Genomic DNA, 26098 nt, shown 5'->3' with positions numbered 1-26098 from the left:
GTTAGGAAGCTCCGGGTGGAGCAGGTGATTCTCCCTCAGAAGGCGTTGAGGGTTTCGGAGAAGACTGAGTGGATGAGGTTGGGCTTGCGGGTGGTGCAGCAGCAGTTTTCGCGTGGGCGGCAGGAGCTTTTGCCGTTTGGGCTGCCTCAGCTTTTTTGACTTCGCCCGCAGGCGGAGATACAGGTTCAGTAGTCTTGTTGCTTACAGGAGCTGTAGTTGCTGGTTTCGCAGGCGCGGCAACCTTGGGATCTTCGGAAGTGGCGGCAGGCTTGGGGGGAGGTTTGGGTTTTTCCGGTTTGATGCCGCCTTCCCAATGAGGTCCTGAATACATTTCATCCGCGAGTTCATTTTCTTTCCATTTGGCTTCAAACGCTGCCGCGGCTTTGTTAGGCGTTTCGCCACTCCCCACAGTCTTATTCCATGGATAGACTCTCGGTGAGATATGACATTGCGCCTCATCCTTTCGCATATAGAGCGCGATCGGATTTCCCCGATATGGGCCGAGAAAAATATGAACAGTTCCAACGAATTCCGGTAGTGATTCCATCGTCTTACCTAAAGCAGAGGGATTATAGTGCCACAAGGTGGGAAGAGACAAGAAGGAATGCGATACTGGAGACCAACGTGACGGCCCATGAAAGGTTCGTTCATGTCAGAGCCAATCAAGTGGCGGATGGCGTTCTAGTTTCAGCTCGTCAAGGATAGGTGCTCAGGCGCATCTTTAGAGCGTCCGGTCCTTCATTTTCTTGACCTCGTCCAACGAGAATTTTGTAATATGCTCTTTTCCCCTTCTTGGCCTACTGTTCCCACTCCTGTTTCTTAGGGTTTTGCCTGCCGAGTATGTGCATGATTACCACTCCTTGTTCAGCAATGCGGTAGTAAATGGAATGAACCCCGCAAACACTCCGGCGATACCCAGCCCGGATATGCTCCACAGCAGGATATAAGTACGGTTGTTCGGCGATAAGAGAAAACCGCTCTTTGAGTTTTGTTTGATATGTCAAGGCCTGATCTTGCCCAAAGGTGTCAATCCCGTAGTCAAAGATCATTTCAAACTCTTTGTCAGCAGATTTGGAGAGTCTATATTTTCCCATGTTTCCGCTTCCGCTTCATGACCGCCGCCATAATTTCATCGGGTGTGCGGCCACTCATTCCGCTTTTTTCGGCTTCGATGAGTGCAGCGCGGATAGCCTCGATCTGTTCTGGGGTTTCTTCTTCACGAAGTTGCCGTTCACGAATGAGCTCGCGCACGACTTCGCTTTCATTGCCAAAATGCCCGGTCGCAATTTGGGCTTTGATCCATTCATCCTGTTTGTCTGTGACTGAAATACTTTTTTTTACCATCGCCATAGAGTAGGCCCTCCTCTTGCAAAAATTTCCTACTAAGTAGGATATCATGCTCCAATTATGCCTGCCAGCATTTTTGCCACTGTCTCTGATCGATTGCGCTTGTGATTGGAGTTAGTACTGGATTTATAGGGTCAAACAGCAGGTCGCTCTGTGATCAAAAAGGGTAAGACATTACAGCGTCACGGTCGAGGGAGGGGCATTGTCACTTTTTTTGATTAAATAGACGGCGAGCATGAGGACCAGGATAATGACGACGTGAAGGCCAAGGTCCATGAGGTAGTGATAGAAGGTTTCTTCGGGAATGTCTTTGATGTGTGAGAGCTCGGCGCCCGTGGTGAGGATTTTTCGAACCGAGGCAATGACGCCGACATGGAGGAACGGTTCAAGGCGTACGCGTTCGGACTGTAAGAATCCCAAGACTGTTCTGAACAGTTCAAGCAGGATGATGACGAGGAGTAGGTCGTTGATCAGGGTGATCGAGGCTTCCAGGAACCCGCCGGCTGCATGCTGAAGAAACTCCACCCAGCTATACACAAAAATCAACATGCCCAAGACCAGAAAACTTAAGCAGGCCGTGATATAGCCCCACCGGTCAAGCCACTGCATCCACTTGACCCATTGTTTGATCGATTCCGGTGTCCAGCCGTGCATTATGTCCTGAGTTCTAGTGGTGGTTCAACATGCGAAAAACGGTTTGACGGTCGTGTCTTTGGATAGAGTTTTGGTGAAGTGTAAAACGTGAAGCGCACGAGGAAGATTAATTCCTGATCGTCTGGCGATCACGCTACGCCTCACCGCTCATTGAACTACGCGTTTCCGGTATGTGACGTATTGGGGGAGGGTTCTGCCGGTGGCGTGCGGACACCGCCCCCAAAATTCAGGTCCTGCATGGCCTTGTCGTTCACCGAGTGATTGCAACACAAGATTTCCTGAAATCCTGCCCCACCATCCATTACCATCAAACGCAGTCCACAAGAATCAGGAAACAATTTTTTTTCCTCAAGCGTCATGCCTACGACGAGGCGGCCTTTTTTTCGGCCTTTGCTGGCGACAGGGGAGGCAACCACGTCTTCTTCCGTGAGCTCATGTCCGCAACACATCAGTTTTTCAAACCCTTCGCCGCCGGCCATGACTTTGACTAACAGGCCGCACGAATCCGGGTAGCGCTTCCGTTCGTCAATAATGTCCCCTTTTTTCAGAGCCATAATACGTTCCTTTCGTTGCTGTCCTTAGATAGAGATGCGTAGGCCTATGACGTAGTCTTTCATACATGATCATCGATATGAAGTCTCTACCTAATCAGAACTGAGACGCAAAAGTCCAGAATAGAGTGAATCGCACCTTGCAGACTAGCCGTTCCACCTGTAAGCAGGAGATTGACGTGGCACTACACAGAAGGCCACAGGCCAAGCCAAGGAGGATCAGGCCTTTTGGCCCTTTTGAGATGATGAGAGAGACTGGATTTCTGCGAGCAGGTTTTGGTGTTTGAGCCGACCGACAATGTCTGCAATCTTGGTTTCGTCCACGGGAGTGTAGGGGTGAAGAAAACGTTGTTTCAGGCTTGAGATCCGCGCTAGGCTCTGGTCCAGTCTGTCCTTTGAAATATCGCCTTGACTGACGGCCTGTTCGATGGCTTCAATAGCCTCGGCTTGGCGGCTCTGTTGATGGCAAATGAGAATCACGTCCACGCCTGCTTGAACGGACCGTACGGCAGCGTCCCCCATGGACGTATGTTCCGCGATGGCGTTCATCTCTAGATCATCGCTGAGGATCACCCCTGAAAATCCCAATTCCTCACGAAGCAGTCTCGTCATGATGTCGTATGAGAGTGTGGCCGGAACGGTATCGTCCAGGGCTGGATAGTGCACATGGGCGCTCATCATCGTCATGAGCCCATGGGCGATGGCCGAGCGGAACGGTTGGAGTTCGACCTGTTCCAGTCGTTCTTTCGAGAGGGCGACCACAGGCAATTCCTTGTGGGAGTCTTTGGTCGTCTCGCCATGGCCGGGAAAATGCTTCCCGCAGGCGATCACCCCATGATCATGAAGGCCGGATATGGTTGCGTTTCCAAAAGTGCACACGTGTTCCGGCGTGGAACTAAAGGCCCGGTCTCCGATGATGGGGTTGGCCGGATTCGTATTGACATCCAACACGGGGGCCATATTCATATTGAACCCGACCGCACGTAATTCTTCCGCAGTCACGGCCGCTGTGTGGTACGCGTAGTCGGATGAGCCACAGGCTGCCACCGTGGCCGCCGGCGGGAAAATCGTAAATCCTTCAGGCAGGCGAGAGACTTTTCCTCCTTCCTGATCGATGGCCATGAGCAAGGGGGAAGAGGCAGAAAGGGCTTGCAAGGCGTTGGTGAGCCGGGCGATTTGTGGAGCATCGACCAAGTTGCGAGCGAATAAGATGATGCCTCCAGGTTGATACTCCTGTATCCAAGAGATCAAACCTGGAGACAGCTCGGTTCCGTCAAAGCCGATCATGAAGAGCTGACCGACTTGTTGACGCAGTGACATAGGTGGCATCGCTATTTGTGAGGTTTGTTGACCATATTCAACAAAAACTGAATCAGCAAGCGTGTACCGGTGGCGGTTGGTCCTTTGCCGATACAGGGGCGATCGGTTGCACTCCAGTCGGTACTCGCGATGTCGAGATGCGCCCATGGGAATTTTCCGACGAATTGCTTCAAGAACATGGCGGCAGTAATCATCCCGCCTCCCCGTCCGCCGATATTCCGCATGTCGGCGACATCACTCTTTAATTGTTCGAAGTACTCATCCCATAGAGGCATTTCCCACACGCGTTCTCCCGCGCGATCGCCGGCTTGTTTGAGCTGTTCCTTGAGTGTCTCGTCGTTCCCCAACATGCCGATCGCAAATTGACCGAGCGCGATGATACAAGCGCCGGTAAGCGTGGCAATATCGATCACGCAGGCGGGTTTGAGCCGTTCCGCGTAGGCCAAGCCATCGGCCAGGATCAACCGGCCTTCGGCGTCGGTGTTTTGCACTTCCACCGTCTTTCCCGACAGCATGGTTAAAATATCACCTGGTTTCGTGGCCTTTCCGCCAGGCATGTTCTCGGCCACGGGCAAAAGACCGACGACATTGAGGGGAAGTTTCAGGCGGGCTGCGGCGCGGACGGTGGCCAGGACTTCCGCCCCGCCGGTCATATCGGCTTTCATGTGTTCCATATTTTCAGATGGTTTGAGCGAAATACCGCCGGTATCGAACGTCACCGTTTTGCCCACGAAGACGACCGGCTTTTCGCCTTTTTTCCCTCCATGATATTCCAGCACGACAAACTGCGGAGGGTGTTGACTCGCCTGCCCCACCCCCAGGACCCCTCCCATGCCAAGCTGTTTCATCTTGGCCGGGTTCAAGACCGTCAACCGCACTTTCTTCTCCTTCGAGATTTTCTTGGCTTCTTCGACGATCCGGAGAGGCGTCATGACATTCGCCGGGTGGTTGCAAAGGTCGCGAGCGAAACACGTGGCTTCCCCCGTGGCTTCCCCGCGTTGGATCCCCCGTTTCACGGTCTCGATCAATGAAGTTTTATCCACCAACAACGTCATGCTGTTCAGCGGTTTCAGCTTTCCCGCGGAATCGGTGCGATAGTGAAGAAAACGGTAGTCGCCCAAGATGACGCCTTCAGTCATGGCTTGAGCCAGATCATCCGGCCATAGTCCCGAACGATCGATGCCGAATATTGAGGTGGCAAAGGACAGGACCTCGATTTGACGAATGTATTTCGCCACAGTGCCCAAGGCTTGGCGAACACGATCCAGGGTCAGGTCTTCGCGTTTTCCCAACCCCACGAGGAGCACCCGTTTGGCAGGAATCGCCCCCCGGGTATGGATCAAGGCGGTTTGATTGACTTTGCCTTGGAATTCACCGCTTTTGCGCAATTCGGTTAATTGTCCGCCAAGATTCCGGTCGAGCGGATGTAGCGCCTTCCCTAGTCCCGTTTCGCCTTCATAGCCGGGGATGACCAACACGTCAGTGGGAAGACCCGTGAGCGTTCCTTGCTTTACCGTAATTTTCATGCCGTCCTCTTGAGAAAGTTAATGTGAAAAGTAAAAGGTGAAAAGGCCGGGAGGCGCTAGACGCCTCGCATATCCGGAGCCCAGATATATTTATGAAGTTGCACTTGGAAGCGAACAGGCAGACGATCATCGAGAATCCATCCCGCCAGAGGCTGCAGGTCAAGTTCCCCGAAGACCGGGCTCAATAAGACCGTGCACTTATCCGTCAATCCATAGCGGGCAATCACGTCTTTTGCCCACTCATAATCCTGCCGGTCTTTGATGACGAACTTGGCTTCATCGTTCGGGGTCAAACGTTCCAGGTTGGCCCAGTGCATCTGTTGCTCCATGCCGCTGCCGGGACATTTCACGTCCAAAATAATGTGGACCCGGGGGTCCACGCCGATCGTGTCGATCGCGCCGCTCGTTTCGAGCAAGACATCAAACTCTTGATCACATAACATTGATAGGAATTTGACGCAAGCCGGTTGGGACAAGGGTTCGCCTCCGGTCACTTCGACGACGCGGCAGCGATAGGAGCGTACGCGTTCGAGAATGGTCTCGAAGCTCAGGCGTTGCCCGCCATAGAAGGCATAGTCGGTATCGCACCAGGTGCAGCGCAGGGGACAGCCGGTTAACCGGACAAACACGCATGGCTGCCCGGCAAACGAAGATTCCCCCTGAATGCTATGGAAGATTTCAGTGATTTGAAGGTGTGAAGCCGTTACATCCATCAGGCACTCGTCATTCGTCTTTCGAGAAATGGGGTACGGTCGGCGTGTGAGGGCGTACCGTCATGCGGGATACGGCACACGAACGACCACTCGTGAGCTAGACCCATTCCGTCACCGGCCAGCCTTGTTCGCGAGCCATACGGGTCATCCCCCGAATCGGATTCACGACAAGCGGGTTGCCGACGATTTTCAAGGCCTGAAAGTCTCCGGGACTATCACCGTAAGCGTAACTCCGTTTGAGGTCCAAGTGATAGCGTTCGGCGAGGTTTTCGATGATCCGCCGTTTGCCGTCGCCATAAGGGAGCGGCGCATACACGCGACCGGTATAGCCGCCGTCGGTCGTTTGCAGCCGTGCCGCCTGCACGATTGTCACTCCCAGGACCTCGGCGATCGGCTTTACCAAAAAATCAGGGGAACCGCTGATCAAAGCGACGTGGTGGCCGGCTTGCTGGTGGCGGGTCAGGATGCCTTCGCCGCGAATCGATAATTTGGCACAGATTTCTTGACGGACAAACTCATCGGCAAGCGGTTCGATGAACCCCGGTTGTTGCCCCACCAGGTACAGTTTATGACGGCGGAGCGGCGCGAGCGAGACCGGGGGGATGCGTTGCGTCAGAAACCAGACGCTTTCCCGCATCTGTGAAAATCCGACGACCCCCAATTTCCATAAATGCCGGAAGAAGAGGACCTCAATCGAAAGACCCGGGATGAGGGTGTTGTCCACATCGAAAAAAGCGCCGATCCAGTTTTCTTGGTAGTTCGGGGAGTCGAGTCGTGCCGGGGGTTGGGGCATGAAAATAGTCCAGGAAGAATCAGCTTGAAATAACGGAATTTTCCAAATTCTACTTGCGGCCTCATTCGTTGACAAGGGAAAAAAAGGAATACATAATGCGCGTAGGTGCCGAAGTGGTGGAATGGCAGACACGCACGTTTAAGGGGCGTGTGGCGAAAGCCGTGCGGGTTCAAGTCCCGCCTTCGGCACCAATAATTCGCAACTCTCGCTTTCTCTCCGATACCAAAACTCTTTATCGTCAACGGTATTGCAGGCAGGGCTTATGGATTACCGGTGCCCTTGGGCACGGTCATGCGGTGTGCCATGGCTTTCGCACGGCCGGATTGTTATCCCATTGTCTGGACTGGGGGCACATATGCCCTGATGGGACAAATTGACGAAATGAGAATTGTAATATATTATTTATTTGGTATACTGAATTGGTATTACTTTTAAGGCAGGCTGGGATCTAGGTCATGAGTACAAGCCGAATGACAGAAAAGGGCCAGATTACGATTCCCAAGCTTTTGAGGAACCGACTCGGTCTCCATCCAGGAGATCAGGTTGAATTCAAGGAAATGAAAGATGGTATTCGTGTGAAGAAAAAAGTATCGCCTGCCCGCTTTGCCAAATACCGAGGGTACTTAAAGCACCTCAAAGGCCAAACTTCCAAGGAACTTATCGACAACATGCGTGGTCAATGATTACCGCTGTCGATACCAACGTGTTGTTTGATCTCCTGTTACCGGATTCAGCGAATGGTGAAAAAGCTCAGAGTCAATTAGACGAAGTATCCAGACAAGGCCAAGTTATCATCAGCGAAGTTGTTCTAGCTGAACTTGCTGCTCATTTTCCGGATACGACCACCTTACAAACTTTTCTCTTAGATACTGGGCTTGAACTTTTAACAGGTGGTTCCGAGGTTTGGATGCGCGCGGGGCAAGCATGGGGGGCATACACGAGACGTCGGAAGACTACCATGATGTGTCCAAACTGCGGCCGAGGTCAACAAGTATCCTGCACTCAATGCGGAGCATCTCTACGAGTACGCCAACATATCGTCGCCGATTTTTTGATAGGGGCTCACGCAGAGCTTCAAGCCGATCGACTCCTCACTCGAGATCGGGGTTATTACCGCACATACTTTCCTCAACTTTCTCTCGTTTCGTAATCCCTCCATGTTTTGTTAAGAGCACCTTTTTACTCTCACCATGCCTTTGGTCTCGCCTTCCGCCGTTGCCTTTTAACTGCATCTGCACTACATTTTCTTTTTCCATACCTCAAGACTGCCTCATCGGGAGTCCATATGCCGAGTCTCTTTCTCAGTTACGCCAGGGAAGACGAAGCGTTTGCCAAGGCTCTGGAGGAAGGGTTACGGCAAGCCGACATCGCCGTCTGGCGAGACAGAACCCATCTGCATACGGGCGAACGCTGGCCCAAACGTTTGGGCGAAGCCATCGCAGAAAATGATTGCTTCCTGCTTCTTTGGTCAAAACCTTCGTCCGAGTCGAACGCTGTTGAGTTGGAGTGGACGACCGCGATCGCACTGAAAAAGCTGGTGTTGCTCGTGCTGAGGGATCAAACCTCCCTGCCCGCCTCGCTGGCCGCGATTCATGCTATCGATGCCCCTGAACCGGCATGGGCCGTACAGGAAATTTTAACAGCGCTCAAACAACCCCGGCTGCCAGCAGACCAGAAGAGAAACACGGCAGTTATAGAACGACTGGCGGGGATCGCGTCAGTCAATGAAGCAGAAGTCCTTGAGGAGGCGAAAGCTGAGTTCGAGCAGTCGAGAGAAAGTACTCGTTTTGAACCTTGGCACACATGGCTGGGATCCATAGCCGCCGTGTTCTCGATCATCGGGGTCGTGTGGGGTATGTGGAATCCTTCGCCACAACCGCCACCGGGACCATTAGGGCCGGAACAGATTGAACCGCGACGATTGGCGCGTCCACTTTCCGGGCAGATTCAAGATGATCAGAATCACCCCCTCCCTGCAGTCCAAATTCTATTCACATCACGAGAGGACCCAGCCCTATCGATAAAGGATCATACCGATAAAGATGGCCGTTACTCGGTAAAAATTGAAGGCATTGAGCGTCAGGAAATTCAGTTGCGAGCAAGCAAGGAGTGCTACAAACAGGCGTACAAAACCACGTGGCTCGGGAACACCGATTTTACGTTTAAGCTCAAAGGAGAAGGCCTATGCGATCAATCATCGTGATAGTTCTTATCTCTGCGCTGAGTCTCACGTTGAGCCAGGCGCAAGCTCAGGTTCGGCTCCTCAAGGGAGAGGTTTCGTACATAGAACGTGATGGCAACAAGAGAGCAGCTTCGGGAGTGGAAGTTCTCGTGAAGCCTTTGGGAGGCTCGGCGATTACAGATGATGACGGACAATTTAGCGTCGTCCTTCCTCAAGCATATAGACCTGGAGAACCGTTAACATTCGAAGTCAAGGAAGAGAAATGGCGTGTGTGGGAACCGACTGGTGGAAGAGCACGGATTCCTCGAAATCTGAGCAAAGATCCTATAGCCATTACCTTGTTGCCCAAAGGTTCGAAAAAGTTCTGGACGGATGCATTCATCGAAATGTTTGTGGAGCAAACGGCAGAGAAGGCTAAATTGCTCGTCAGAGCCGAAGGGAAACCGCAGGAGATAGATTTTGGACCAATGATCAAGGAGTGGGCCGCCAACTATGGATTCACCGCTCAAGAAGCGAAAGTGCAGATCGATAAATGGGTGCAAGAAACTCAAGAAAAACAAGAAGACTTTTATAAACTGGGGTTAGCCGCCTTTGCCGAAAAAAACTTTAAACGGGCGGCTGAATTATTCGAAGAGGATGCACAAAAGAATGCTAAGCGGTTTGAGATGAAAACTAAGGAAGCTGAAGAGTCTCGGGCAAAAGCCATCAACAGTTTCCGCAAGGCCGGAGACAGTCATTACAGCAGCTACCAATTTACGAAAGCCCTCAAATCCTATGAGCGTGCAATGACCTATGTGGATAAAGAGAAAGCCGGACTGTTATTGGCCGATCTCCAGATGGAGATCGCTGGAGCCAATTGGGCAATCGGCATTCGTGCCGGAGGACAAGCCTCTCGCAAACATCTTCACCGGGCATTCTCGGCTTATGATCTCGCTGCATCGGCTTACACACGGTTGCACAATGCCGAAGGTTTGGCAGCGGCACAAACAGGCAAAGGGATTGTGTTTAGCCAGCAAGGGATCCGCACGGGGGGGGCCGAAGGCCAACGCCTCTTGGGGGAAGCCGTGGCGGCGTATCGCGCGGCCTTGGAGGTGAGAACGCGCGAGCTCCTGCCTCAAGACTGGGCCATGACCCAGAACAACCTGGGGAACTCGCTAAAGAACATTGGGATCCGCACGGGGGGGGCCGAAGGCCAACGCCTCTTGGGGGAAGCCGTGGCGGCCTTCAAGCTCGCCCTTGAAGTCCGGACACGGGAAACATTACCCCCGCAATGGGCACAAACCCACAACAATCTGGCCGAGGCGGCGTTGGCCTTGAGAGACTGGGAGCAAGTCGTGGCCAGTTATCAAAATGTGCTGGCTCTGTATCCTGACTATGCCAAGGCCTACAACATCATGAACGCCGTTCTTCATGAACACCTTTTTCGATACGACAAGGCTTATGCATTGAATAAACATTGGGTTTCTGGACATCCATCGGATGTTTCGGGGCACAGCAATTTTGCCGAATCCCATTTCACGACCGGGCGATTTTCAGAAGCTGAAACACGGTTGGGCGAACTGTTGGATCATCCGAAGCTGGACGCGCAAGCACAGGTGGTGCTTCGGATCATTGAGATTGGCGCGCTTGCAGCACAGAGCAAAGATGATGATATTCCCGAGAAACTACGATCTCTCCGGACACGCGTCGAGAGTTCCCCGGATGAATTTCAGCTCGAATGGAGCTTTGAAGGCACCAAGCATTTTATCGGCCAACATGAAGCCCTTGCGGCTTCACGCGAATTTCTGCTGAATTTGATCGAGGGGTTTGAAGGAAAAGATAAAACCACGATGCTGGCGGCCGTTGAGAATGCTCAATCCCAATTCGTGGCGGCGATGGGGGCCGGTGTCCGGTGACCAATGCCAAGGAGATCTTGCCAGCTTTTCCTGCGAAGACGATTTTTGGCTTACGATACGATTCGCGTCTGAGAATTGTTTGGCAGGTTTGTGTCAACGGTGTGAACGTTGAGGACGCGGTTTGCCTGCCTGGCTCTCACGTATGATTCCAGCACGGCATTGATACGGGTCTGATAGCCCTTCCCGCCGGCTTTACAATAATCCAGTACGGATTCTTTCACGCGAATAGTCAACGGCTGTGTTTTATCCGGTTCGACCCATTCGGCATTTTCCCAAAACTCTTCATCGAGTTCGGGGATATCGCTGAAATCAATTTTGTCGTCTGGAATCGATTTCAGTTCCTCAATCCGCTTCTTCGACAGAGCCGGGAGATCGTCCCGTTTCTTTCGTATAGTAGGCATGATAGGCCCTCCTTTCTCGTTTATTCGCTTTCCGTACTGAGATACTCCTCACAGACTCTTCCCGCTTCGTATGCACCACAACGGCTATGATTGCTCTGGTGATCTCCCGATCGTGATTTCCCGGATTTCCCCGTACGCCTCACGGGTATCAAAACGGGAGAGGTGCACATCATCGAATACCGACACGGCCTCTTCAAGACTGATCTCATGCTTGTCGAGATTGCACCGGTTTTTGCCCTCATCCCATTCAAACTCCATACTTTATGGTCACTGCAAAAAGTACATACAATCAATGGCCATGTTCGACCGCGCGGGGTGTGTCGTATTTGGATTCATTCTCATCAAGGAATCCCGTGTTACAGCTTGCGGTCACTATAGCTGTGTGGTAGACAGAGGTCATGAGTATGCCGCAACAATTCTTGCTGATCTGTACGAGCCTCTTTGTTCTGTTCACCCATACCGCCTGTACTTCGACCTCGACGTCTTCCCCGACCCAAACCAATTTTCAAGTCGGTCAAATCATCGAAGTGAAGTCGGGGAGGCGGGTGACGTTTGACGAATTGATGTCCACCATCCTGAATACAGAGGTCATTTACATCGGCGAAGAACATTATACGCCCTCGCACATCGAAGCCGCGGTTCAAATCTTAGACGCCTTGGCGGCGCATGGCCGCTCTCCGGCGCTGGCGATGGAAATGTTTAGTTGGGATGGGCAGCCGGCGCTCGATCAATATACCCGGCACCATGCGTTAACGCGTGGGCAGTTTCTTAAGGATTCGAATTGGGAGGGAAGTTGGGGCGGCGACTTTGGGGAATATGAACGCCTCGTGCAATGGGCGAAAGACCATCGGCTCCCTCTCTATGCGCTCAATCCTCCCCGTCCTTTGGTCAGGCTGGTTGTCAAGAAGGGTTTGGAAGAGGCCTTGCAGGATCCGGCCATGAACAACTGGGAGATTCCGAAAGACATCCCACGCGACGATGCTGAATATAAGGCGGTCATCTTCAAACCGATCGAACTCTGTCACCCCGGCATGACGAAGCAGATGTATGACGGCTATTACCAGGCTTCCATCTTTCGGGATGAAGGGATGGCGAAGGTGATTTCGGATTATCTGACCAGCAAGTCTCCTGGCGAAGGGCCATTAGTCAGTTACACGGGGGGCGGGCACATTCAATATGAAGTGCCTGTGCCAAAACGAGTCAGGCGCAACGTCTCTTCGTCCATTCAAGATGTTTCGATCTATCTCATCGCGCTTGACCCGTCACGGGTCGATGAGGTGCAAGAAGCCATAGACGGCGGCATCGCGGATTATATTTGGCTGCGAGAGCTCGGTCCGCGTGGGCCGCAGCCACGATGTGGCTAGAGAGAACGTCTTAACCGTCCATCAGCGTTATTCCCGTCGCTCGTTCTTTCCCACGTACCTTTTTTGACGAATTGTGGCAAGTACGTCTCGACGTTCCCGCTGATGGATTTTTTCGACAAGCCTTTTTTCAATAGCCCCTTTGTTGATTTTTGATCGTATTCCCTTCAAAATACGCAGTCTGTTTTTTTGTTCGTTATTTATGAAGGAGGAACAATGGGAGATCCGATTATCATTCCCCAAAAACTACCGTACATTCTGGAAATGGAACCTGGAACCTATTACTGGTGTAAATGTGGACGATCCAAGACTCAACCGTTTTGTGATGGCTCCCATACAGGGACGGAATATTCGCCGATGGAAGTAGAGTTGAAGGAAGCGAAACGGGTCGCATGGTGTGGCTGTAAACACACAAAACGGCCTCCTTTTTGCGACGGTTCTCATTCCCGTCTTGAGGGGTGATTCGATCGGGCATGTCTGGGCGTTCTTCCCGTGCATTTAGTGAGTTTTAAAAATTTCTTTAAAATCAAATGCTTGTATGCGGTAAGTTCTGAAATCGCTCGAAAGTTGTTTTAAAAAATTGGCGGGCCTGGTTATTGCGAAAGTCCTCTTAATTTTTATAGAATCCGTCTCTGACTACAATTGGTCAGATCTATTGCTTCAGAAATATTCAGCGTTTAAAGGAGGAACACACAATGAAAGGCATATCGAAAGGTATTCTTGGATCAGGAATGGCCCTGGCTCTCTCAGCCACTCCAGCATTAGCCAATGCCCCTGGTGGAGGGTATGAGGGGATCACCGCTATGTACGTGGGATTCATTGCTGTGATCCTGGGGTACGGCGTCTACGATATTTTCTTTAAGTCATAAGCTTCGATAAGCGACCTTTTCTGTTTTGAAACCTCCCGGATGTGACGATGGTTACGTCTGGGAGGTTTTTTTATCCCATAAAAACTTATGAGCTTTGAATGTTGTGAGATGTATCCTTGAGGAGGGGCTTCAACGCTCTCAAGACATTCTGGACGATGATGCCATACCCTTCTCCTGTCGGATGAATGCCATCGGCCTGATTCAATGATCGATGCGCCGCCACATCCTCCAAGAAAAATGGTAAGAATGGAACATCAAACTCTGTAGCCAGTTGAGTATAGACGTTGGCAAATTGTGTGGTGTATTCGAGTCCATAGTTTGGAGGAATCTTCATTCCCGTCAAAAGAACCTTGACGTCCGCGTCTTTCAGCCGTTGGAGAATCTTTCGCAAGTTTTCATGGATATTCTTGATGGGTTGGCCGCGAAGACCGTCGTTCGCTCCGAGTTCTAGAATGACGATACGAGGCTGATTCTTCAAGACCCATTCCAAGCGACTCAGCCCCCCGGCTGTCGTATCCCCACTCACTCCAGCGTTCACGACCTGATAATGGTATCCGGATGCATCCAGAAGTTTTTGCAAGCGAAATGGGTAGGACTCCTGGGCCGGTACGCCGAGGCCTGCTGTCAGACTGTCGCCTAGCGCCACGATTCGGGGACGTTCCTCAACCTGAGTGAATCCCGTGTTTGGCTGATTGGATCGCGGCAATGCTTCCGATCGCGTTGAAGATATGGGCTGCTGAGTGGCGGACACCGTTGTCGATTGTCCCGGAGGTTCTCCTGGTCTCTCACATCCTGAGACGATCATGCAGCTCCAGCTCAACATTGGTATGATGAGAGACATGAGTGTGCGCCGGCTCAGGTATCGTTTTTTCAGAAACATTGGTTGCGGATATTTCTCCGACGTGTGATGGTTCTTTCCTACAAGCATATCACATGCAGTCAATCGGATAAGGTTTGGATTCCATGATCGTCGTCAAGGATTTGGGCATGCAGCTTCGGGCTGGAAGTCATGTGGTGACGATTATCAAGGACATTTCCTTTGAGATTCCTCAGAAGCATGTGGTCGCGATCGTCGGTCCTTCCGGGAGCGGAAAATCCACGCTCCTGGGTCTCTTGGCAGGCTTGGATACGCCCACTCGAGGTACGATCACGATTCATGGCACTGATATCACGAAACTTTCCGAGTCGGCGATGGTCCATTTTCGGCGTCAGCATATCGGGTACGTCTTTCAATCGTTTCACCTGATCCCCACGCTGACGGCATTGGAAAACGTCGCCCTGCCTCTTGAACTCAATGGAGATTCCGGCGCGGCAGACAGAGCCAAGGAATTGCTCCATTCCGTTGGCCTGGAATCCCGGCAACAGCACTATCCTGTTCAACTGTCAGGAGGTGAGCAACAACGAGTGGCGGTGGCCAGGGCCTTTTCAACCAGGCCTCCTGTGCTGTATGCGGATGAACCGACGGGGAATCTGGATAGTGCGACTGGAAACGTGGTTATTGACCTCCTCTTCCGTCTAAACCAGGATCATGGAAGCACCATGGTCCTGGTGACCCATGACCAGGATTTGGCCCAGCGCACTCAACGCATCATTACATTGCGCGATGGACAGATCGCGGATGATAAGTCGACCGCACCCACGAAGACTTAGAAACAGTAACGAACACCAAATTTTCGTGAAGAGCCTACCCTTTCCCATCCTTTTCGCTTGGCGAGAAGCTCGAGCCAGCTGGCACCGTTTCGCTTACTTTTTTCTCTGTATTGCCATCGGTGTGGGCGCTGTGGTGGGTGTCGGCTTGTTTTCGGCAAACGTCGAGAAAGCGATTTTTTATGATGCCAGAAGTTTGCTGGGTGGAGACCTTGAAATATCTTCGCGGCGATTCATGAGCAATGAGGGCCTGCAAGTCTTGGATTCTCTCACAGAACGGGGAATCGTCATCTCTCATGTCAGCGAAATGGCTGCGATGGCTGCGTTGGCAGAGAGCCACAGCGGGAATCCCAGCCAGGTACCTGCGACTCAGCTCGTCGAGCTCAAAGCCGTTGAACGTTCCTATCCGCTTTATGGGGCGGTCGAGACTGATCCCGACGCCCCGCTTGATTCGTTACTCCAAGAGCAAGGATCTGCTTGCGAGCTGTCTCCGTGTTTTGGCGCAGTCGTTCAAGATTCACTCTTAATTAGTTTGAGTGCCAGGATCGGGGACCGGCTCGACATTGGCCAAGCGCATTTCAAGATCATGGGCATCATCAAGAAAGAACCTGATCGCGTGGCGAGTGCGTTCAGCCTGGGGCCACGAGTTCTGATTTCTCGCGAGGGCCTGATTGCGACGGATCTTCTCCAGCCAGGCAGTCGTATTCATGAACGTTACCGGCTTAAAGTCTTACCCACGCAGTCACTCGGCCCATTGCTCGGAGAGCTTCGAGGACGGTTGGCCAAAGAGGGTGTTCGCATCGCCACCTTTCGGGACGCCCAACCCCGTATTCGGCGTTTCCTGGATCAATTGTCCACGTACCTCGGTTTGATTGGCCTGACTTCCTTGTTTGTCGGAGGCATCGGTGTGGCCAGCACGATTTATGGGTATATCTCGCAAAAGATGGCAAGCATTGCCATTCTGAAAACGGTTGGAGCCGATGCCCCGGTTATTATCAGTAGCTATCTCTTCCAAAGCCTTTTCATGGGCGGCATTGGAAGTCTCTTGGGAGTTGGACTCGGTATCGCTCTTCAAATCCTGCTGCCCTCGCTATTCGCAGGGCTTATTCCCTCTTCGATCGAGTTGACGGTGTCCTGGGAGCCGGTGGTCAAAGGATTGCTGTTGGGTGTTGCCTCAACGGTGGTTTTTACTATCTGGCCCCTCCTCACGATCAGGCATATTCCGCCTGCCCTGGTGTTCCGTAAGGAGATTGGGCTAGGGGAGTCGCAAGCTGAAGCCATTTCGGGCGTTCACCGGATTCGAAGGTCCATTAAGGGTTTCGTGCAGGACCGGATTCGTCTCGTGACAGGGCTAATGATGACAGCCAGTCTTGCAGGTTTAGCCATATGGCAAGCCCAGTCGGTCACGCTTGGTTTGTTTTTTATCGCCGCGTTCCTCGTTGCCTTGCTGTTCCTGTGGCTAGCCTCGCTCGCGCTTCTGCGTTTGCTTCCGCTCTTCCCCCGTTTTCGACTCTTTCACGTCCGCAATGCTCTTGGAAATCTTCGGCGACCAGGAAATTTTACTGCCGGCATGATGGTCGCTATCGGCATAGGCGTGATGGTTATCGTTTCCATCGATGTGATTAAGACCTCTCTTCTCGAAGCCCTGGGCGAGCGGATGCCGGACAAGGCTCCCTCGTTTTTCTTTATCGATATCCAGCCCGGTCAGCGGGAGGCGTTTACTGATCTGATTCAGTCGTGGACCGAACAAGGATCATCTCGCGTAATTCCCGTCGTTCGGTCCCGGTTGACAGCCATTAACGGCAAACGCATCGATCCCGAAGCCCACAAAGGGAAGCGTAACGGATGGTATTTTACTCGTGAGTATGTGGTCACCGCGCTTGCGGACTTACCGGATGATAATACCATCGTGAAAGGCGCTTGGTGGAATGAGGCAAAATCAGCCGATCCCGCACAGCTGTCTTCACCCGTAACCCAGCCGGTTCCCATGTCTATTGAAGCGGAAGCGGCTAAGAATCTTGGGCTCGACCTCGGCTCTATCGTGGAACTGGATATTCAAGGTGTGCCGATGCAGGCCAGAATAACCAGCACGCGCCAAGTGGATTGGGGAAGTTTTTCCACGAACTTTTTCATGATTTTGTTTCCTCGCTCGTTGAATGAGGCCCCAATAACCTATATCGCGACTGCGCGGGTCGGAAAAACGAATGAAGTTCCGCTGCAACAGGCCCTGGTGCAACGACTCCCCAATGTGACGGCGATTAATGTCGGAGATGTCTTGGACAATATCGCGAAATTGCTTCAGCAGTTAACCTGGGCCATACAGGGGATGGCACTCTTGTGCATCGCGAATGGCGCGGTGGTGATGACGGCGGCTCTCTCAACGACGCGATATCGGCGGCTCTATGAATCGGCGATCTTGAAGGCTTTGGGTGGGACCCGACGAATGATTACTCAGTCTATGGCGATTGAACTGGGAGTGTTAGGGGGCTTAGCCGGGCTCATGGGAATCGTATTTGCGAGTCTGTTGTCCTGGGCAATTCTTTATTTTTTCTTAGGTCTGGCATGGGTTCCTCAAGTTAGTCATTTGATCATGGCCTGTATATTGACCGTTTTCCTGACTCTCATCGTGGGCCTCTTGAGTAGCTATCGACTGCTAGCTCACCCGCCTCTCGCTGTCTTGCGCGAAGGATAACGAGAACAACGAAAAAAACTGTTCGGCGAGCCCGGACACACTACCTGCCTTCACCCTTGTGTATCGTGTTATCTCTTTCGATACATGTCATGCATAAAAAGATAACCGTTCCTTTCCATCCACAGGACGTAAGTCTTCCGTCATATGTGTGGTCAAAACACTTTCTTCTGTGATTGCAAGGTGTTACCCCAAAAAGCATCTGTCGTGTTTCGTGATGAAAACATTGGTATGACCATTGCTTATGCATAGAGACAACGTCTTTTTACCCTAGATATTTTACGGGAATATTTTAATGGAAGCTGTCACGGTCGCGATCATCACAGGATTGGTCATTTATTGCGGGATGCGTGCGATATGGCACGGGTATGGCCTTTCCCGGTTATTCACGGCAAAGCTCCGGAGAAGCCAAGAGAGTACTGAAGGGCAAGATGCGGAAGAATCGTAAATAAATGGCCTTTGCTAGCTTCACCCAATCAAGTCAATTTTCATGTTTCACGATGGAGGAGAGTAGTCAATGGACATGAGGGGTCCCCTTTCTAGCGTTGTAAGACAGAATCCCATGCCTGGTTCAGAGAAACGCGTGCTCGTGATCGATGACGACTCTTTGGCTCGATCTATCCTTCGACTTGTGTTTAAAGCCGAAGGCTATCAATGTCAGGTAGCTGAAAATGGAGCCATGGGGCTCGCCATGCTCGATCAGTTTCAGCCGGATCTCGTCGTGACGGATCATCATATGCCAGTGTTGACGGGGCTTGAATTCCTGGAACTCCTTCATAAAAAGAACAGACGAAACGTGCCGGCTGTCATTCTCATCACGTGCGACTCCAATCACGATCTCAAGACTCGGGCGCTACAATCCGGGGCCCGAGCTGTACTCGAGAAGCCCTTTGATATGGATGAAATTCGAAGTTTGGCGAATTGGCTTCTTCATTCCGAAGAGTCGATCGCGGTTGGCGCGACGGTTGTCAATTAATCTCTGGAGCGACGAAGAAAGATAGAACAATCACCGGCAAATCTCCCGATGGACGTCCGTTTTTCTGCCTGAGGTGCCTAGGTACATTCCTTCCCGAATGAATTAATGAATATGAAATCCGGTTTGACAGGCTCCTATTGAGAATTCAAGGGGAAGGCGGCTACCCAATTTCCTCTGTGGGCTGTTGAATTATTCATTCGCATAGCCCATAAATACCCTATGTGAGACCAACATCATAAACGCTAGGGAATGATCAAAAAAGTTCGTTCAGCAAGGCCGCAGCCATTTTTGCGCGCAGAGCGTACTGGCATTACGTGAGCACGGAAAAATGGCGAGAACGCCGCTGACGGCTTTTTTCAACATTCCCCCTGTGGCCAAGTCGGCACGCATATGTAGGACAGTGAAGGGTAGGACCTTCGCTCAGACAAGAGCGGTGTGGCGATATTTCCCTATCTTCATCTCGTAACATATTGATCTTAAAAATATTTTTTAAATTCTTCAAGTCGGCATTCTGTTTGCTTTAGGCATTGGATATACAGTCAGGATAGGACGCCGTTCTATCATTCTGAGAAAAAGAAAACCCCGCCGGTAATGGTGTGGAAAGGTTCATTTCTATGACGTGTTTCCAATCCCTATTCCTCTTAGGCCTACCACATATCTCGTCTTTCGGTAATCCTGGGGACTCCAATCCCTCTGGGTTTCCTCATCATGGCCATACTCCTCCTGCGTATTATTTGAGATACCTGTCATCTTGAATAGTCACGTGCCTACCGAGTAAGCCTGGGATTGGATGGAGGCACTGGGGTGTATCCCCAGTGCCTCACACAACACCGGTTTGGGGCTTGCCTGTCAGATGACTCCTTATGGTCTTTGGAACCGTTCTTGAGCCTCAGGAGGTTCATGACTCCCGTGAAAATCGCTAGACCATGGGGGATATGAACGAAGAGAGATCTTCCAGCTTTTCCATCCTCATATCGACACCCGTTTTGCTCATCAGGTATGTTCTAGGCGATCTTTCACCAGATAGGTAGACCGTGAATCGCTCTCAAGAATCAGGCAACGCCCTTCCGCTTCGTCACCTCGTCCTCATTGATGCATCGAGTTTTATCTTTCGCGCGTATCATGCTATTCGGCCATTGACGGCTCCAGATGGTACTCCAGTGAACGCCGTGTATGGTTTTACGCAAATGCTCATGAAGCAACTGGACGACATGGAGCCAAAGCATGTCGCTGTCATATTTGATGTCGCGAGAACAACCTTTCGAAATGAGCTCTCACCAGAGTATAAAGCCAATCGTCCTGATCCGCCGGATGATTTGATCCCACAATTTACACTCGTGCGTGATGCCACTAGGGCGTTTAATTTGGATTGCATCGAAGCTCCGGGCTTTGAAGCTGATGATTTGATCGCCACCTATACCCATCTCGCGTTGAAAACCGAAGCCACCGTGACCATCGTGTCCTCTGATAAAGACCTGATGCAATTGGTTTCCGACAGGGTGCGGATGTATGACTCGATAAAAAATCGGTATATCGGGACCAAGGAGGTGCAGGAAAAGTTCGGCGTGCCGCCCAAAAAGGTCGTGGACGTTCAGGCGCTTGCGGGAGATTCAATCGACAATGTTCCGGGAGTTCCCGGAATTGGCATTAAAACCGCTGCTGAATTAATCAATGAGTATGGCGATCTGGACACTCTTCTCGCTCGAGCCTCTGAAATTAAACAGAAGAAACGGCGGGAAAACTTATTAGCGTTTGCGGACAAAGCCAGATTGTCACGCGAACTGGTTCGGTTGCGAACGGATGTTCCGCTCGAAGTTCCTCTGGAAAAACTGAATCGGCGGGAAGTCAATGGGGACGACCTCATGGAATTTCTCGCTACGCTAAACTTCAAGACGATCGCTGATCGCATTCAGCATAAATATTCATCGAGTGTTTCGATGGCTGAGGGTTCAGCACATCTCACTGGATCGACACCTTCACGAACGAAGCCAGGGTATGAGCTCGTGCAAACCATCGAAAGGCTGCAAGAATGGGTTGAACTGGCCTCGCATGCCGGCATCGTGGCTGTGGATACGGAAACCACCTCGTTAGATCAAAGTCGCGCGGAATTAGTCGGCGTGTCATTGTGCATCGAACCGATGAAAGCTTGTTATATCCCTGTCGGTCATACATGGTCTCAGGAACCAGGTCAGTCAGAGCATAATCCTCCCGCGCAAGTCCCCCTCGCTGACGCCTTGGCTCTCCTGCGTCCATTATTCGCAGATCCAGCCGTTTTAAAGGTTGGCCACAATATCAAGTATGACTTGGTCATCCTCACACGATATGATGTGGCGGTATCTCCTGTCGATGACACGATGGTCCTTTCCTATGTACTGGAAGGAGGCAGTCACGGCCATGGAATGGATGAGCTGGCGGAGCTGTACCTCGGCCATACGACCATTAAATACAAGGATATTACGGGGTCTGGAAAATCGCAGGTGACATTCGACCAGGTGCCGCTTGACCTCGCCCTGAACTATGCGGCCGAAGATGCAGATATCACGTTGCGATTACATCATCTCCTGAAACCGCGTCTGTTAAGAGAACGGATGGTCACGGTCTATGAAACGCTCGAACGGCCGCTCATCCCCGTTCTGGCTTCTATGGAAAGCGAAGGGATAAAAGTTGATCTCGCAGAATTGCAAAACTTGAGCAGAGAGTTTGTAGAGAGACAGGAGAGTTTAGCCACAGAAATTCATGGACTGGCTGGACGGGATTTCAACATCGGTTCTCCTAAACAGCTTGGGGAAATCCTATTCGATGAGTTGGGGCTCGAAGGCGGCCAGAAAGGCAAGTCGGGGACGTATACGACGAATGCCGAGGTGCTGGAGTCACTCTCTTCTCAGGGTCATGCGCTTCCGGCCAAAGTCCTGGAGTGGCGGCAGCTGGAGAAACTCCGGAACACCTACTCGGAATCATTAGCGGAACAGGTCAACCCCATCACGAAGCGAGTCCATACCTCTTATGCCATGGCCTCCGCTTCGACCGGACGCTTATCATCCACTGACCCGAATCTACAGAATATTCCAATTCGAACGGAAGAAGGGCGAAGAATTCGCCGGGCCTTCGTCGCTGAAAAAGGGCATGTGCTGTTATCGCTCGATTATTCACAGATTGAACTCCGCCTGCTTGCCCATATCGCCGATATCGATGTTTTGAAGCAGGCTTTCAAGAATGGTCAGGACATTCATGCCTTGACCGCCAGCCAGGTCTTTTGCGTGGAGCTTGAGAAGATAGATTCCGCGATGCGCCGAAAGGCCAAGGCTATTAATTTTGGGATTATTTACGGAATTAGCGCGTTTGGGTTAGCCCGTCAACTCAATGTGGAACAAAGCGAAGCGGCGACGTATATCAAGGCGTATTTCCAGCAGTATCCTGGGATTCAAGATTATATGGAACGCACCAAACAGTTTTGTCGCGAACATGGATATGTTCAAACATTGTTTGGTCGCCGTTGCCACGTTCCAGGCATTCTGGACAAGAATCCCGCCAAAAGGAATTTTGCGGAGCGAGCCGCCATTAATGCTCCGATTCAAGGAGCGGCAGCGGATATTCTCAAGCGCGCCATGATTCGGGTCCCTCCCGCACTGAAGGAACATGGCATAGATAGCCAGGCGTACATGTTGTTAACGGTCCACGATGAATTAATTTTCGAGGTCGCAGAGTCGGCCGCTGAAACAACAGGGCAAGTCGTCAAACAGGTCATGGAACATGCGACACGGCCGGCCCTTCAGTTATCCGTCCCACTGATCGTGGAAGTTGGACAGGGGCCTTCCTGGGATGAAGCGCATTGATCATCGGGTTGCTCGTCGGAGTTGTTGATGAAAATCGCCACTTGGAACGTTAATTCAATAAAGGTAAGAATTTCACATGTTGTGGAATGGGTGAAGCACACACAGCCAGATATCGTGTTGCTTCAGGAACTGAAAACTCTCGAGGAGCAATTCCCCCATCAAGAGATCGATGAGCTTGGCTACAATGTCGCCGTGGTAGGCCAGAAAACCTACAACGGAGTGGCGATTCTTTCACGATTGCCTATTGAGGTCGAGCAAACTTCGCTTCCCGGAGATTCGGACGACGACCAGGCCCGGTACCTTGAAGCTCTGGTCGGGGATGTTCGAGTAGCCTCGATCTATCTGCCTAATGGAAATCCAATCAACACGCCGAAATTTTCCTACAAGCTGGCCTGGATGGACCGGTTGATCACGCACGTTCGCACTCTTTTCTCGTATGAAGAATCGTTTATTCTCGGCGGGGATTATAACGTGTGTCCGACCGATGATGATGTGTATGATCCTGCTGGATTCGCTGATGATGCTCTGTGTCAGGTGGAGTCACGCGCTCGGTTTCGTGAGTTGTGCCACCTGGGGTTAACCGACGCGCTTCGTGCGCTTCATCCTCAGTCTGGTCTGTACACCTATTGGGATTACCAGGCAGGACGTTGGAACAAAGATGAAGGCTTACGTATCGATCACTTGCTTCTTTCGCCTCAAGCGGCTGATCGACTCATGGCTTCTGGAGTCGATAAAGGACCTCGTGGATTAGAAAAACCTTCCGACCACACGCCGACCTGGTGCGAGCTGTCTCGCTAAACATCTTTTTGCTCCAATGCGTCTCACTGTCCATGCCCATTTGTCGAAAAAGTCTTTCTTCATAAGACTTATAGCGAGTCCACATACGTTCCAATCGATACAGACGACAACCCCCGCGCGGTAGGACGTTGTCTCAAGCGGAAGGTGATACCCGCTCGGATGTCCTGACACACATGGCTGTTTCTCTCACGTCTTGAAGAGCCAAGGCGTACAAGAGAGCACTGTATCGTTTCGGCATCGCTGAAACGGTTATAAGGGCTGGCGCGTTGAGAGAAAATCTACTATTCTCTATAAATAGTGAAGCTGTTCCAATAATGAATGGGTGCGTTCAAAAGGAAATCCATGGAAAGTATTAAATTTGGGACTTCGGGTTGGCGAGCGATCGTCGCAGATGAGTTCACGTTTCGTAATGTTCGCATTGTTTGCCAGGGTATTGCTCAATACCTGCGACAGGAAAAAATCGGACAACGCGGAGTGATTATCGGCTATGACACCCGATTCATGGGGGAACGGTTTGCCAAAGTGGCAGGAGAAGTGATGTCAGCCCATGGGATTCCTTCGTTGCTCTGTGATCGCGATACTCCCACGCCCACGATTTCATACCATATTCTTCATCGAAAGCTTGCAGGAGGAATCAATATTTCTGCGAGTCACAATCCCCCTGATTACAATGGCGTCAAGTTTACACCTTCCTGGGGAGGGCCCGCGCTTCCCGAAACGACCAAGGCGATCGAGCAACGGATCATTCCTCTATTGCATGGGGAGTATATTAAATGGCTTCCCTGGGAGCGTGCGAAGGCCGATGGAATGATCCGTTTCCTGGACCCCAAGCCTGAGTACCTCAAAGGTCTGGAAGCACATGTCGATAGTGACAAAATCCGGGGTCGTGGCCTTCGTATCATCATGGACCCGCTCTTTGGCACCACTCGGGAGTATTTGGACGAGTTTCTCCGGCAGGCAGGCTGCAAACTGGCCTTGCTTCACCATTGGCGCGATCCTTATTTTGGCGGGTTACGCCCTGAACCGGCGCAAGATACGTTACGGGAGCTTCAGGAAGCTGTCCGGCGGGAAGGAGCGCATATCGGGTTAGCCACGGATGGAGATGGCGATCGGTTTGGTGTGGTCGACGCAGATGGGACATTCATCGAGCCGAACCTCGTTTTGGCATTGTTACTCGATCATTTGATTCAAACCCGAAAATGGACTGGGTGGGTAGCGCGATCGGTCGCCACGACTCATCTAGTCGATGCCGTGGCCAGTCATCATGGGCTCTCCGTCCATGAAACGCCTGTGGGGTTTAAGTATATCGGCGAGTTACTCGCCAAAGGGGAGGTAGTGATGGGGGGAGAGGAAAGCGCCGGGCTTTCGATTCAAGGACATGTCCCGGAAAAAGACGGAATCCTGGCCTGTGCTCTGGTGGTCGAGATGGTGGCCCATACGGGAAAAACTTTAAAAGCGTTGCTCGTCGACCTGTTTGAACGAGTGGGGACGATCTACTCAGCACGTGAGGACATTGCCGTTGATGAGGCAGTCAGAGAGTCGCTCAATAAAATTATTGACGATCCTCCGGAGACGTTCGCGGGGTCTGCGGTCTCTCAAGTCAATCGCCTTGATGGATGTAAACTGTTACTGGCGGATGGCAGTTGGTTTCTTCTCAGGCCATCCGGCACCGAGCCCATCGTCCGTTGTTATAGTGAAGCGACGACCGAAGAACGAGTGGGCCAAATCGTCGAGGCCGGTCGAAAACTGTTGAATATCTAGCAGCCTCTCACCGTTGCGCATCTCTCGATTCGCTGTTACCCCATACATAATCCAATAGAGAAATTTTCGTATCCAGAGAGAGTTATCTCCTTCTTCTCGAGCAGGCATCGGGGGGTAGTGGGTATGGAGACGCCCTAAGCGATTTCCTCTTTGATCGTCTCTTCGGGAATCCCCTTGAGCGAGTTGGCTCCAGCCTTTCCGGACTCTTTCGATGCTCGTTTTTCATGCATTTTTCGTATTTCGTTTTCCACCGCCAAGAACGCCCGACGAATCGCCTCTTCAAATGTCTTCGCTTCCTTGCGGGCAGTGACGGTATGCCGTTTAGGTATTGTGACTAACACCAGGGCTTCGGCATTATCTTCACCTTTCTTGTGATGCGCATTCTTGGTCAACGTGACCCGCGCATGAGTGATCTGAATAGATTCACTCTCAAGTGCGGCTACACGGGTTTCAATTTCGGTTTTCCAGCGAGGGGTCATCCCCACGTTGCGGCTTTCAATCTTGATGTCCATGGAACCTCCTCATTGCACCTTAAAGAGTCTCGAATTTTCTTCCTATCAATCCTTTCGGGAAGAGAGTTCATGACCTTAATGAGCCATGCGGCTAGTGTAGAAATTTCGGAACTTTCTGTCAAAAAACTCTCGCAAAGTCGGGCATGACTCTCCCTTCACGGGTTCTCAGGATCGAGGTTTTTACCGTGAATCCCACTGTAACGTTTATCTCTCGAATGGGACTCCCTATATTAGAACGTTTCTGTTGAGGATGAAAGGTAAAAGAGAATA

Annotated in this window: 27 protein-coding genes and 1 tRNA gene; 15 read left to right on the top strand and 13 right to left on the bottom strand. The window is 51.6% G+C overall.

What is annotated here, in order from left to right:
• Position 1 precedes the first annotated feature (1 nt).
• The 9 genes from MRJ96_04835 to MRJ96_04795 all read right to left on the bottom strand — a co-directional run bounded on the left by MRJ96_04835 (position 2) and on the right by MRJ96_04795 (position 6904).
• Positions 2-547: a hypothetical protein gene (locus MRJ96_04835; protein MDR4500766.1), complete on the bottom strand. Its 546-nt coding sequence runs from the start codon at positions 545-547 to the stop codon at positions 2-4.
• A 250-nt stretch (positions 548-797) separates the two neighbouring features.
• A complete protein-coding gene (locus MRJ96_04830) occupies positions 798-1094 on the bottom strand; it encodes a type II toxin-antitoxin system RelE/ParE family toxin (GenBank protein MDR4500765.1) in 297 nt (98 codons plus the stop codon).
• Positions 1081-1350 (bottom strand): type II toxin-antitoxin system ParD family antitoxin, encoded by a 270-nt coding sequence (locus MRJ96_04825; protein MDR4500764.1) that lies wholly within the window; start codon positions 1348-1350, stop codon positions 1081-1083. The genes MRJ96_04830 and MRJ96_04825 overlap by 14 nt, the downstream gene beginning before the upstream one ends.
• Positions 1351-1521: 171 nt before the next feature.
• A complete protein-coding gene (locus MRJ96_04820; protein ID MDR4500763.1) occupies positions 1522-2001 on the bottom strand; it encodes a phosphate-starvation-inducible PsiE family protein in 480 nt (159 codons plus the stop codon).
• Positions 2002-2156: 155 nt separating this feature from the next.
• Positions 2157-2555: a hypothetical protein gene (locus tag MRJ96_04815; protein ID MDR4500762.1), complete on the bottom strand. Its 399-nt coding sequence runs from the start codon at positions 2553-2555 to the stop codon at positions 2157-2159.
• Positions 2556-2771: 216 nt separating this feature from the next.
• On the bottom strand, positions 2772-3872 hold the full coding sequence (gene nagZ / locus MRJ96_04810) for a beta-N-acetylhexosaminidase (GenBank protein MDR4500761.1): 1101 nt from the start codon (positions 3870-3872) through the stop codon (positions 2772-2774).
• Between the two features lie 11 nt (positions 3873-3883).
• The gene (locus MRJ96_04805; protein MDR4500760.1) at positions 3884-5398 is read right to left on the bottom strand and encodes a leucyl aminopeptidase; all 1515 of its coding nucleotides are present in this window, start codon (positions 5396-5398) and stop codon (positions 3884-3886) included.
• A 56-nt stretch (positions 5399-5454) separates the two neighbouring features.
• Positions 5455-6111, bottom strand: coding sequence for a 7-carboxy-7-deazaguanine synthase QueE (gene queE, locus MRJ96_04800; protein MDR4500759.1), 657 nt, complete (start codon positions 6109-6111; stop codon positions 5455-5457).
• Positions 6112-6208: 97 nt separating this feature from the next.
• A complete protein-coding gene (locus MRJ96_04795) occupies positions 6209-6904 on the bottom strand; it encodes an HAD-IB family hydrolase (GenBank protein MDR4500758.1) in 696 nt (231 codons plus the stop codon).
• A gap of 107 nt (positions 6905-7011) precedes the next feature.
• On the opposite strand from MRJ96_04795, the gene MRJ96_04790 reads away from it, so the two are divergent.
• The 5 genes from MRJ96_04790 to MRJ96_04770 all read left to right on the top strand — a co-directional run bounded on the left by MRJ96_04790 (position 7012) and on the right by MRJ96_04770 (position 10981).
• Positions 7012-7095: transfer RNA gene (locus MRJ96_04790), tRNA-Leu, on the top strand.
• A gap of 264 nt (positions 7096-7359) precedes the next feature.
• Positions 7360-7587 (top strand): AbrB/MazE/SpoVT family DNA-binding domain-containing protein, encoded by a 228-nt coding sequence (locus MRJ96_04785; protein ID MDR4500757.1) that lies wholly within the window; start codon positions 7360-7362, stop codon positions 7585-7587.
• Entirely contained in the window at positions 7584-8054 is a 471-nt protein-coding gene (locus MRJ96_04780) for a PIN domain-containing protein (protein ID MDR4500756.1), read from the top strand. Before MRJ96_04785 ends, MRJ96_04780 begins: the two co-directional genes overlap by 4 nt.
• A gap of 135 nt (positions 8055-8189) precedes the next feature.
• Complete coding sequence (locus tag MRJ96_04775) at positions 8190-9107, top strand: toll/interleukin-1 receptor domain-containing protein (protein ID MDR4500755.1); 918 nt, start codon at positions 8190-8192, stop codon at positions 9105-9107.
• Complete coding sequence (locus MRJ96_04770; protein ID MDR4500754.1) at positions 9089-10981, top strand: hypothetical protein; 1893 nt, start codon at positions 9089-9091, stop codon at positions 10979-10981. The genes MRJ96_04775 and MRJ96_04770 overlap by 19 nt, the downstream gene beginning before the upstream one ends.
• A gap of 50 nt (positions 10982-11031) precedes the next feature.
• Here MRJ96_04770 and MRJ96_04765 read toward each other — a convergent pair whose 3' ends face one another.
• Both MRJ96_04765 and MRJ96_04760 read right to left on the bottom strand, forming a co-directional pair.
• Positions 11032-11382: a BrnA antitoxin family protein gene (locus tag MRJ96_04765; protein MDR4500753.1), complete on the bottom strand. Its 351-nt coding sequence runs from the start codon at positions 11380-11382 to the stop codon at positions 11032-11034.
• An 84-nt stretch (positions 11383-11466) separates the two neighbouring features.
• The gene (locus MRJ96_04760; protein MDR4500752.1) at positions 11467-11640 is read right to left on the bottom strand and encodes a BrnT family toxin; all 174 of its coding nucleotides are present in this window, start codon (positions 11638-11640) and stop codon (positions 11467-11469) included.
• A gap of 146 nt (positions 11641-11786) precedes the next feature.
• Here MRJ96_04760 and MRJ96_04755 point away from each other — a divergent pair, with 146 nt between their 5' ends.
• From MRJ96_04755 to MRJ96_04745, 3 genes are all read left to right on the top strand, one after another.
• Positions 11787-12746: a ChaN family lipoprotein gene (locus MRJ96_04755; protein ID MDR4500751.1), complete on the top strand. Its 960-nt coding sequence runs from the start codon at positions 11787-11789 to the stop codon at positions 12744-12746.
• A gap of 213 nt (positions 12747-12959) precedes the next feature.
• Positions 12960-13205, top strand: coding sequence for a CDGSH iron-sulfur domain-containing protein (locus tag MRJ96_04750; GenBank protein MDR4500750.1), 246 nt, complete (start codon positions 12960-12962; stop codon positions 13203-13205).
• 233 nt (positions 13206-13438) lie between these two features.
• Positions 13439-13612, top strand: coding sequence for a hypothetical protein (locus tag MRJ96_04745; protein ID MDR4500749.1), 174 nt, complete (start codon positions 13439-13441; stop codon positions 13610-13612).
• 85 nt (positions 13613-13697) lie between these two features.
• Here MRJ96_04745 and MRJ96_04740 read toward each other — a convergent pair whose 3' ends face one another.
• Positions 13698-14417 (bottom strand): arylesterase, encoded by a 720-nt coding sequence (locus MRJ96_04740; GenBank protein MDR4500748.1) that lies wholly within the window; start codon positions 14415-14417, stop codon positions 13698-13700.
• 158 nt (positions 14418-14575) lie between these two features.
• Here MRJ96_04740 and MRJ96_04735 point away from each other — a divergent pair, with 158 nt between their 5' ends.
• The 7 genes from MRJ96_04735 to MRJ96_04705 all read left to right on the top strand — a co-directional run bounded on the left by MRJ96_04735 (position 14576) and on the right by MRJ96_04705 (position 25316).
• Entirely contained in the window at positions 14576-15262 is a 687-nt protein-coding gene (locus MRJ96_04735) for an ABC transporter ATP-binding protein (protein ID MDR4500747.1), read from the top strand.
• Positions 15263-15287: 25 nt separating this feature from the next.
• The gene (locus tag MRJ96_04730) at positions 15288-17951 is read left to right on the top strand and encodes a hypothetical protein (protein ID MDR4500746.1); all 2664 of its coding nucleotides are present in this window, start codon (positions 15288-15290) and stop codon (positions 17949-17951) included.
• A gap of 292 nt (positions 17952-18243) precedes the next feature.
• Positions 18244-18396, top strand: a complete 153-nt coding sequence (locus MRJ96_04725; protein ID MDR4500745.1) for a hypothetical protein — start codon at positions 18244-18246, stop codon at positions 18394-18396.
• 114 nt (positions 18397-18510) lie between these two features.
• Entirely contained in the window at positions 18511-18924 is a 414-nt protein-coding gene (locus MRJ96_04720) for a response regulator (GenBank protein ID MDR4500744.1), read from the top strand.
• Positions 18925-19958: 1034 nt separating this feature from the next.
• Positions 19959-22757, top strand: a complete 2799-nt coding sequence (gene polA, locus MRJ96_04715; GenBank protein ID MDR4500743.1) for a DNA polymerase I — start codon at positions 19959-19961, stop codon at positions 22755-22757.
• Positions 22758-22784: 27 nt separating this feature from the next.
• Entirely contained in the window at positions 22785-23555 is a 771-nt protein-coding gene (gene xth / locus MRJ96_04710; protein MDR4500742.1) for an exodeoxyribonuclease III, read from the top strand.
• Between the two features lie 342 nt (positions 23556-23897).
• Positions 23898-25316 (top strand): phosphoglucomutase/phosphomannomutase family protein, encoded by a 1419-nt coding sequence (locus MRJ96_04705; GenBank protein ID MDR4500741.1) that lies wholly within the window; start codon positions 23898-23900, stop codon positions 25314-25316.
• Between the two features lie 134 nt (positions 25317-25450).
• Here MRJ96_04705 and MRJ96_04700 read toward each other — a convergent pair whose 3' ends face one another.
• Complete coding sequence (locus tag MRJ96_04700; GenBank protein ID MDR4500740.1) at positions 25451-25828, bottom strand: HPF/RaiA family ribosome-associated protein; 378 nt, start codon at positions 25826-25828, stop codon at positions 25451-25453.
• Positions 25829-26098: the final 270 nt, after the last annotated feature.

The sequence above is a fragment of the Nitrospirales bacterium genome (assembly GCA_031315865.1).
GTDB lineage: Bacteria > Nitrospirota > Nitrospiria > Nitrospirales > UBA8639 > JAGQKC01.
This window is presented reverse-complemented; position numbering and strand designations above follow the sequence as displayed.

What these genes read in the sequence shown, in the direction of transcription:
- MRJ96_04775 (MDR4500755.1), top strand. Translation starts at nt 8,190, where the DNA reads ATGCCGAGTCTCTTTCTCAGTTACGCCAGGGAAGACGAAGCGTTTGCC.
- MRJ96_04720 (MDR4500744.1), top strand. Translation starts at nt 18,511, where the DNA reads ATGCCTGGTTCAGAGAAACGCGTGCTCGTGATCGATGACGACTCTTTG.
- MRJ96_04725 (MDR4500745.1), top strand. Translation starts at nt 18,244, where the DNA reads ATGGAAGCTGTCACGGTCGCGATCATCACAGGATTGGTCATTTATTGC.
- MRJ96_04815 (MDR4500762.1), bottom strand. Translation starts at nt 2,555, where the DNA reads ATGGCTCTGAAAAAAGGGGACATTATTGACGAACGGAAGCGCTACCCG.
- xth (MDR4500742.1), top strand. Translation starts at nt 22,785, where the DNA reads ATGAAAATCGCCACTTGGAACGTTAATTCAATAAAGGTAAGAATTTCA.
- queE (MDR4500759.1), bottom strand. Translation starts at nt 6,111, where the DNA reads ATGGATGTAACGGCTTCACACCTTCAAATCACTGAAATCTTCCATAGC.
- MRJ96_04735 (MDR4500747.1), top strand. Translation starts at nt 14,576, where the DNA reads ATGATCGTCGTCAAGGATTTGGGCATGCAGCTTCGGGCTGGAAGTCAT.
- MRJ96_04760 (MDR4500752.1), bottom strand. Translation starts at nt 11,640, where the DNA reads ATGGAGTTTGAATGGGATGAGGGCAAAAACCGGTGCAATCTCGACAAG.
- MRJ96_04805 (MDR4500760.1), bottom strand. Translation starts at nt 5,398, where the DNA reads ATGAAAATTACGGTAAAGCAAGGAACGCTCACGGGTCTTCCCACTGAC.
- MRJ96_04785 (MDR4500757.1), top strand. Translation starts at nt 7,360, where the DNA reads ATGAGTACAAGCCGAATGACAGAAAAGGGCCAGATTACGATTCCCAAG.
- MRJ96_04770 (MDR4500754.1), top strand. Translation starts at nt 9,089, where the DNA reads ATGCGATCAATCATCGTGATAGTTCTTATCTCTGCGCTGAGTCTCACG.
- MRJ96_04780 (MDR4500756.1), top strand. Translation starts at nt 7,584, where the DNA reads ATGATTACCGCTGTCGATACCAACGTGTTGTTTGATCTCCTGTTACCG.
- MRJ96_04830 (MDR4500765.1), bottom strand. Translation starts at nt 1,094, where the DNA reads ATGGGAAAATATAGACTCTCCAAATCTGCTGACAAAGAGTTTGAAATG.
- MRJ96_04795 (MDR4500758.1), bottom strand. Translation starts at nt 6,904, where the DNA reads ATGCCCCAACCCCCGGCACGACTCGACTCCCCGAACTACCAAGAAAAC.
- MRJ96_04755 (MDR4500751.1), top strand. Translation starts at nt 11,787, where the DNA reads ATGCCGCAACAATTCTTGCTGATCTGTACGAGCCTCTTTGTTCTGTTC.
- MRJ96_04825 (MDR4500764.1), bottom strand. Translation starts at nt 1,350, where the DNA reads ATGGCGATGGTAAAAAAAAGTATTTCAGTCACAGACAAACAGGATGAA.
- MRJ96_04705 (MDR4500741.1), top strand. Translation starts at nt 23,898, where the DNA reads ATGGAAAGTATTAAATTTGGGACTTCGGGTTGGCGAGCGATCGTCGCA.
- MRJ96_04820 (MDR4500763.1), bottom strand. Translation starts at nt 2,001, where the DNA reads ATGCACGGCTGGACACCGGAATCGATCAAACAATGGGTCAAGTGGATG.
- MRJ96_04765 (MDR4500753.1), bottom strand. Translation starts at nt 11,382, where the DNA reads ATGCCTACTATACGAAAGAAACGGGACGATCTCCCGGCTCTGTCGAAG.
- MRJ96_04740 (MDR4500748.1), bottom strand. Translation starts at nt 14,417, where the DNA reads ATGATCGTCTCAGGATGTGAGAGACCAGGAGAACCTCCGGGACAATCG.
- MRJ96_04745 (MDR4500749.1), top strand. Translation starts at nt 13,439, where the DNA reads ATGAAAGGCATATCGAAAGGTATTCTTGGATCAGGAATGGCCCTGGCT.
- MRJ96_04750 (MDR4500750.1), top strand. Translation starts at nt 12,960, where the DNA reads ATGGGAGATCCGATTATCATTCCCCAAAAACTACCGTACATTCTGGAA.
- MRJ96_04835 (MDR4500766.1), bottom strand. Translation starts at nt 547, where the DNA reads ATGGAATCACTACCGGAATTCGTTGGAACTGTTCATATTTTTCTCGGC.
- MRJ96_04700 (MDR4500740.1), bottom strand. Translation starts at nt 25,828, where the DNA reads ATGGACATCAAGATTGAAAGCCGCAACGTGGGGATGACCCCTCGCTGG.
- nagZ (MDR4500761.1), bottom strand. Translation starts at nt 3,872, where the DNA reads ATGTCACTGCGTCAACAAGTCGGTCAGCTCTTCATGATCGGCTTTGAC.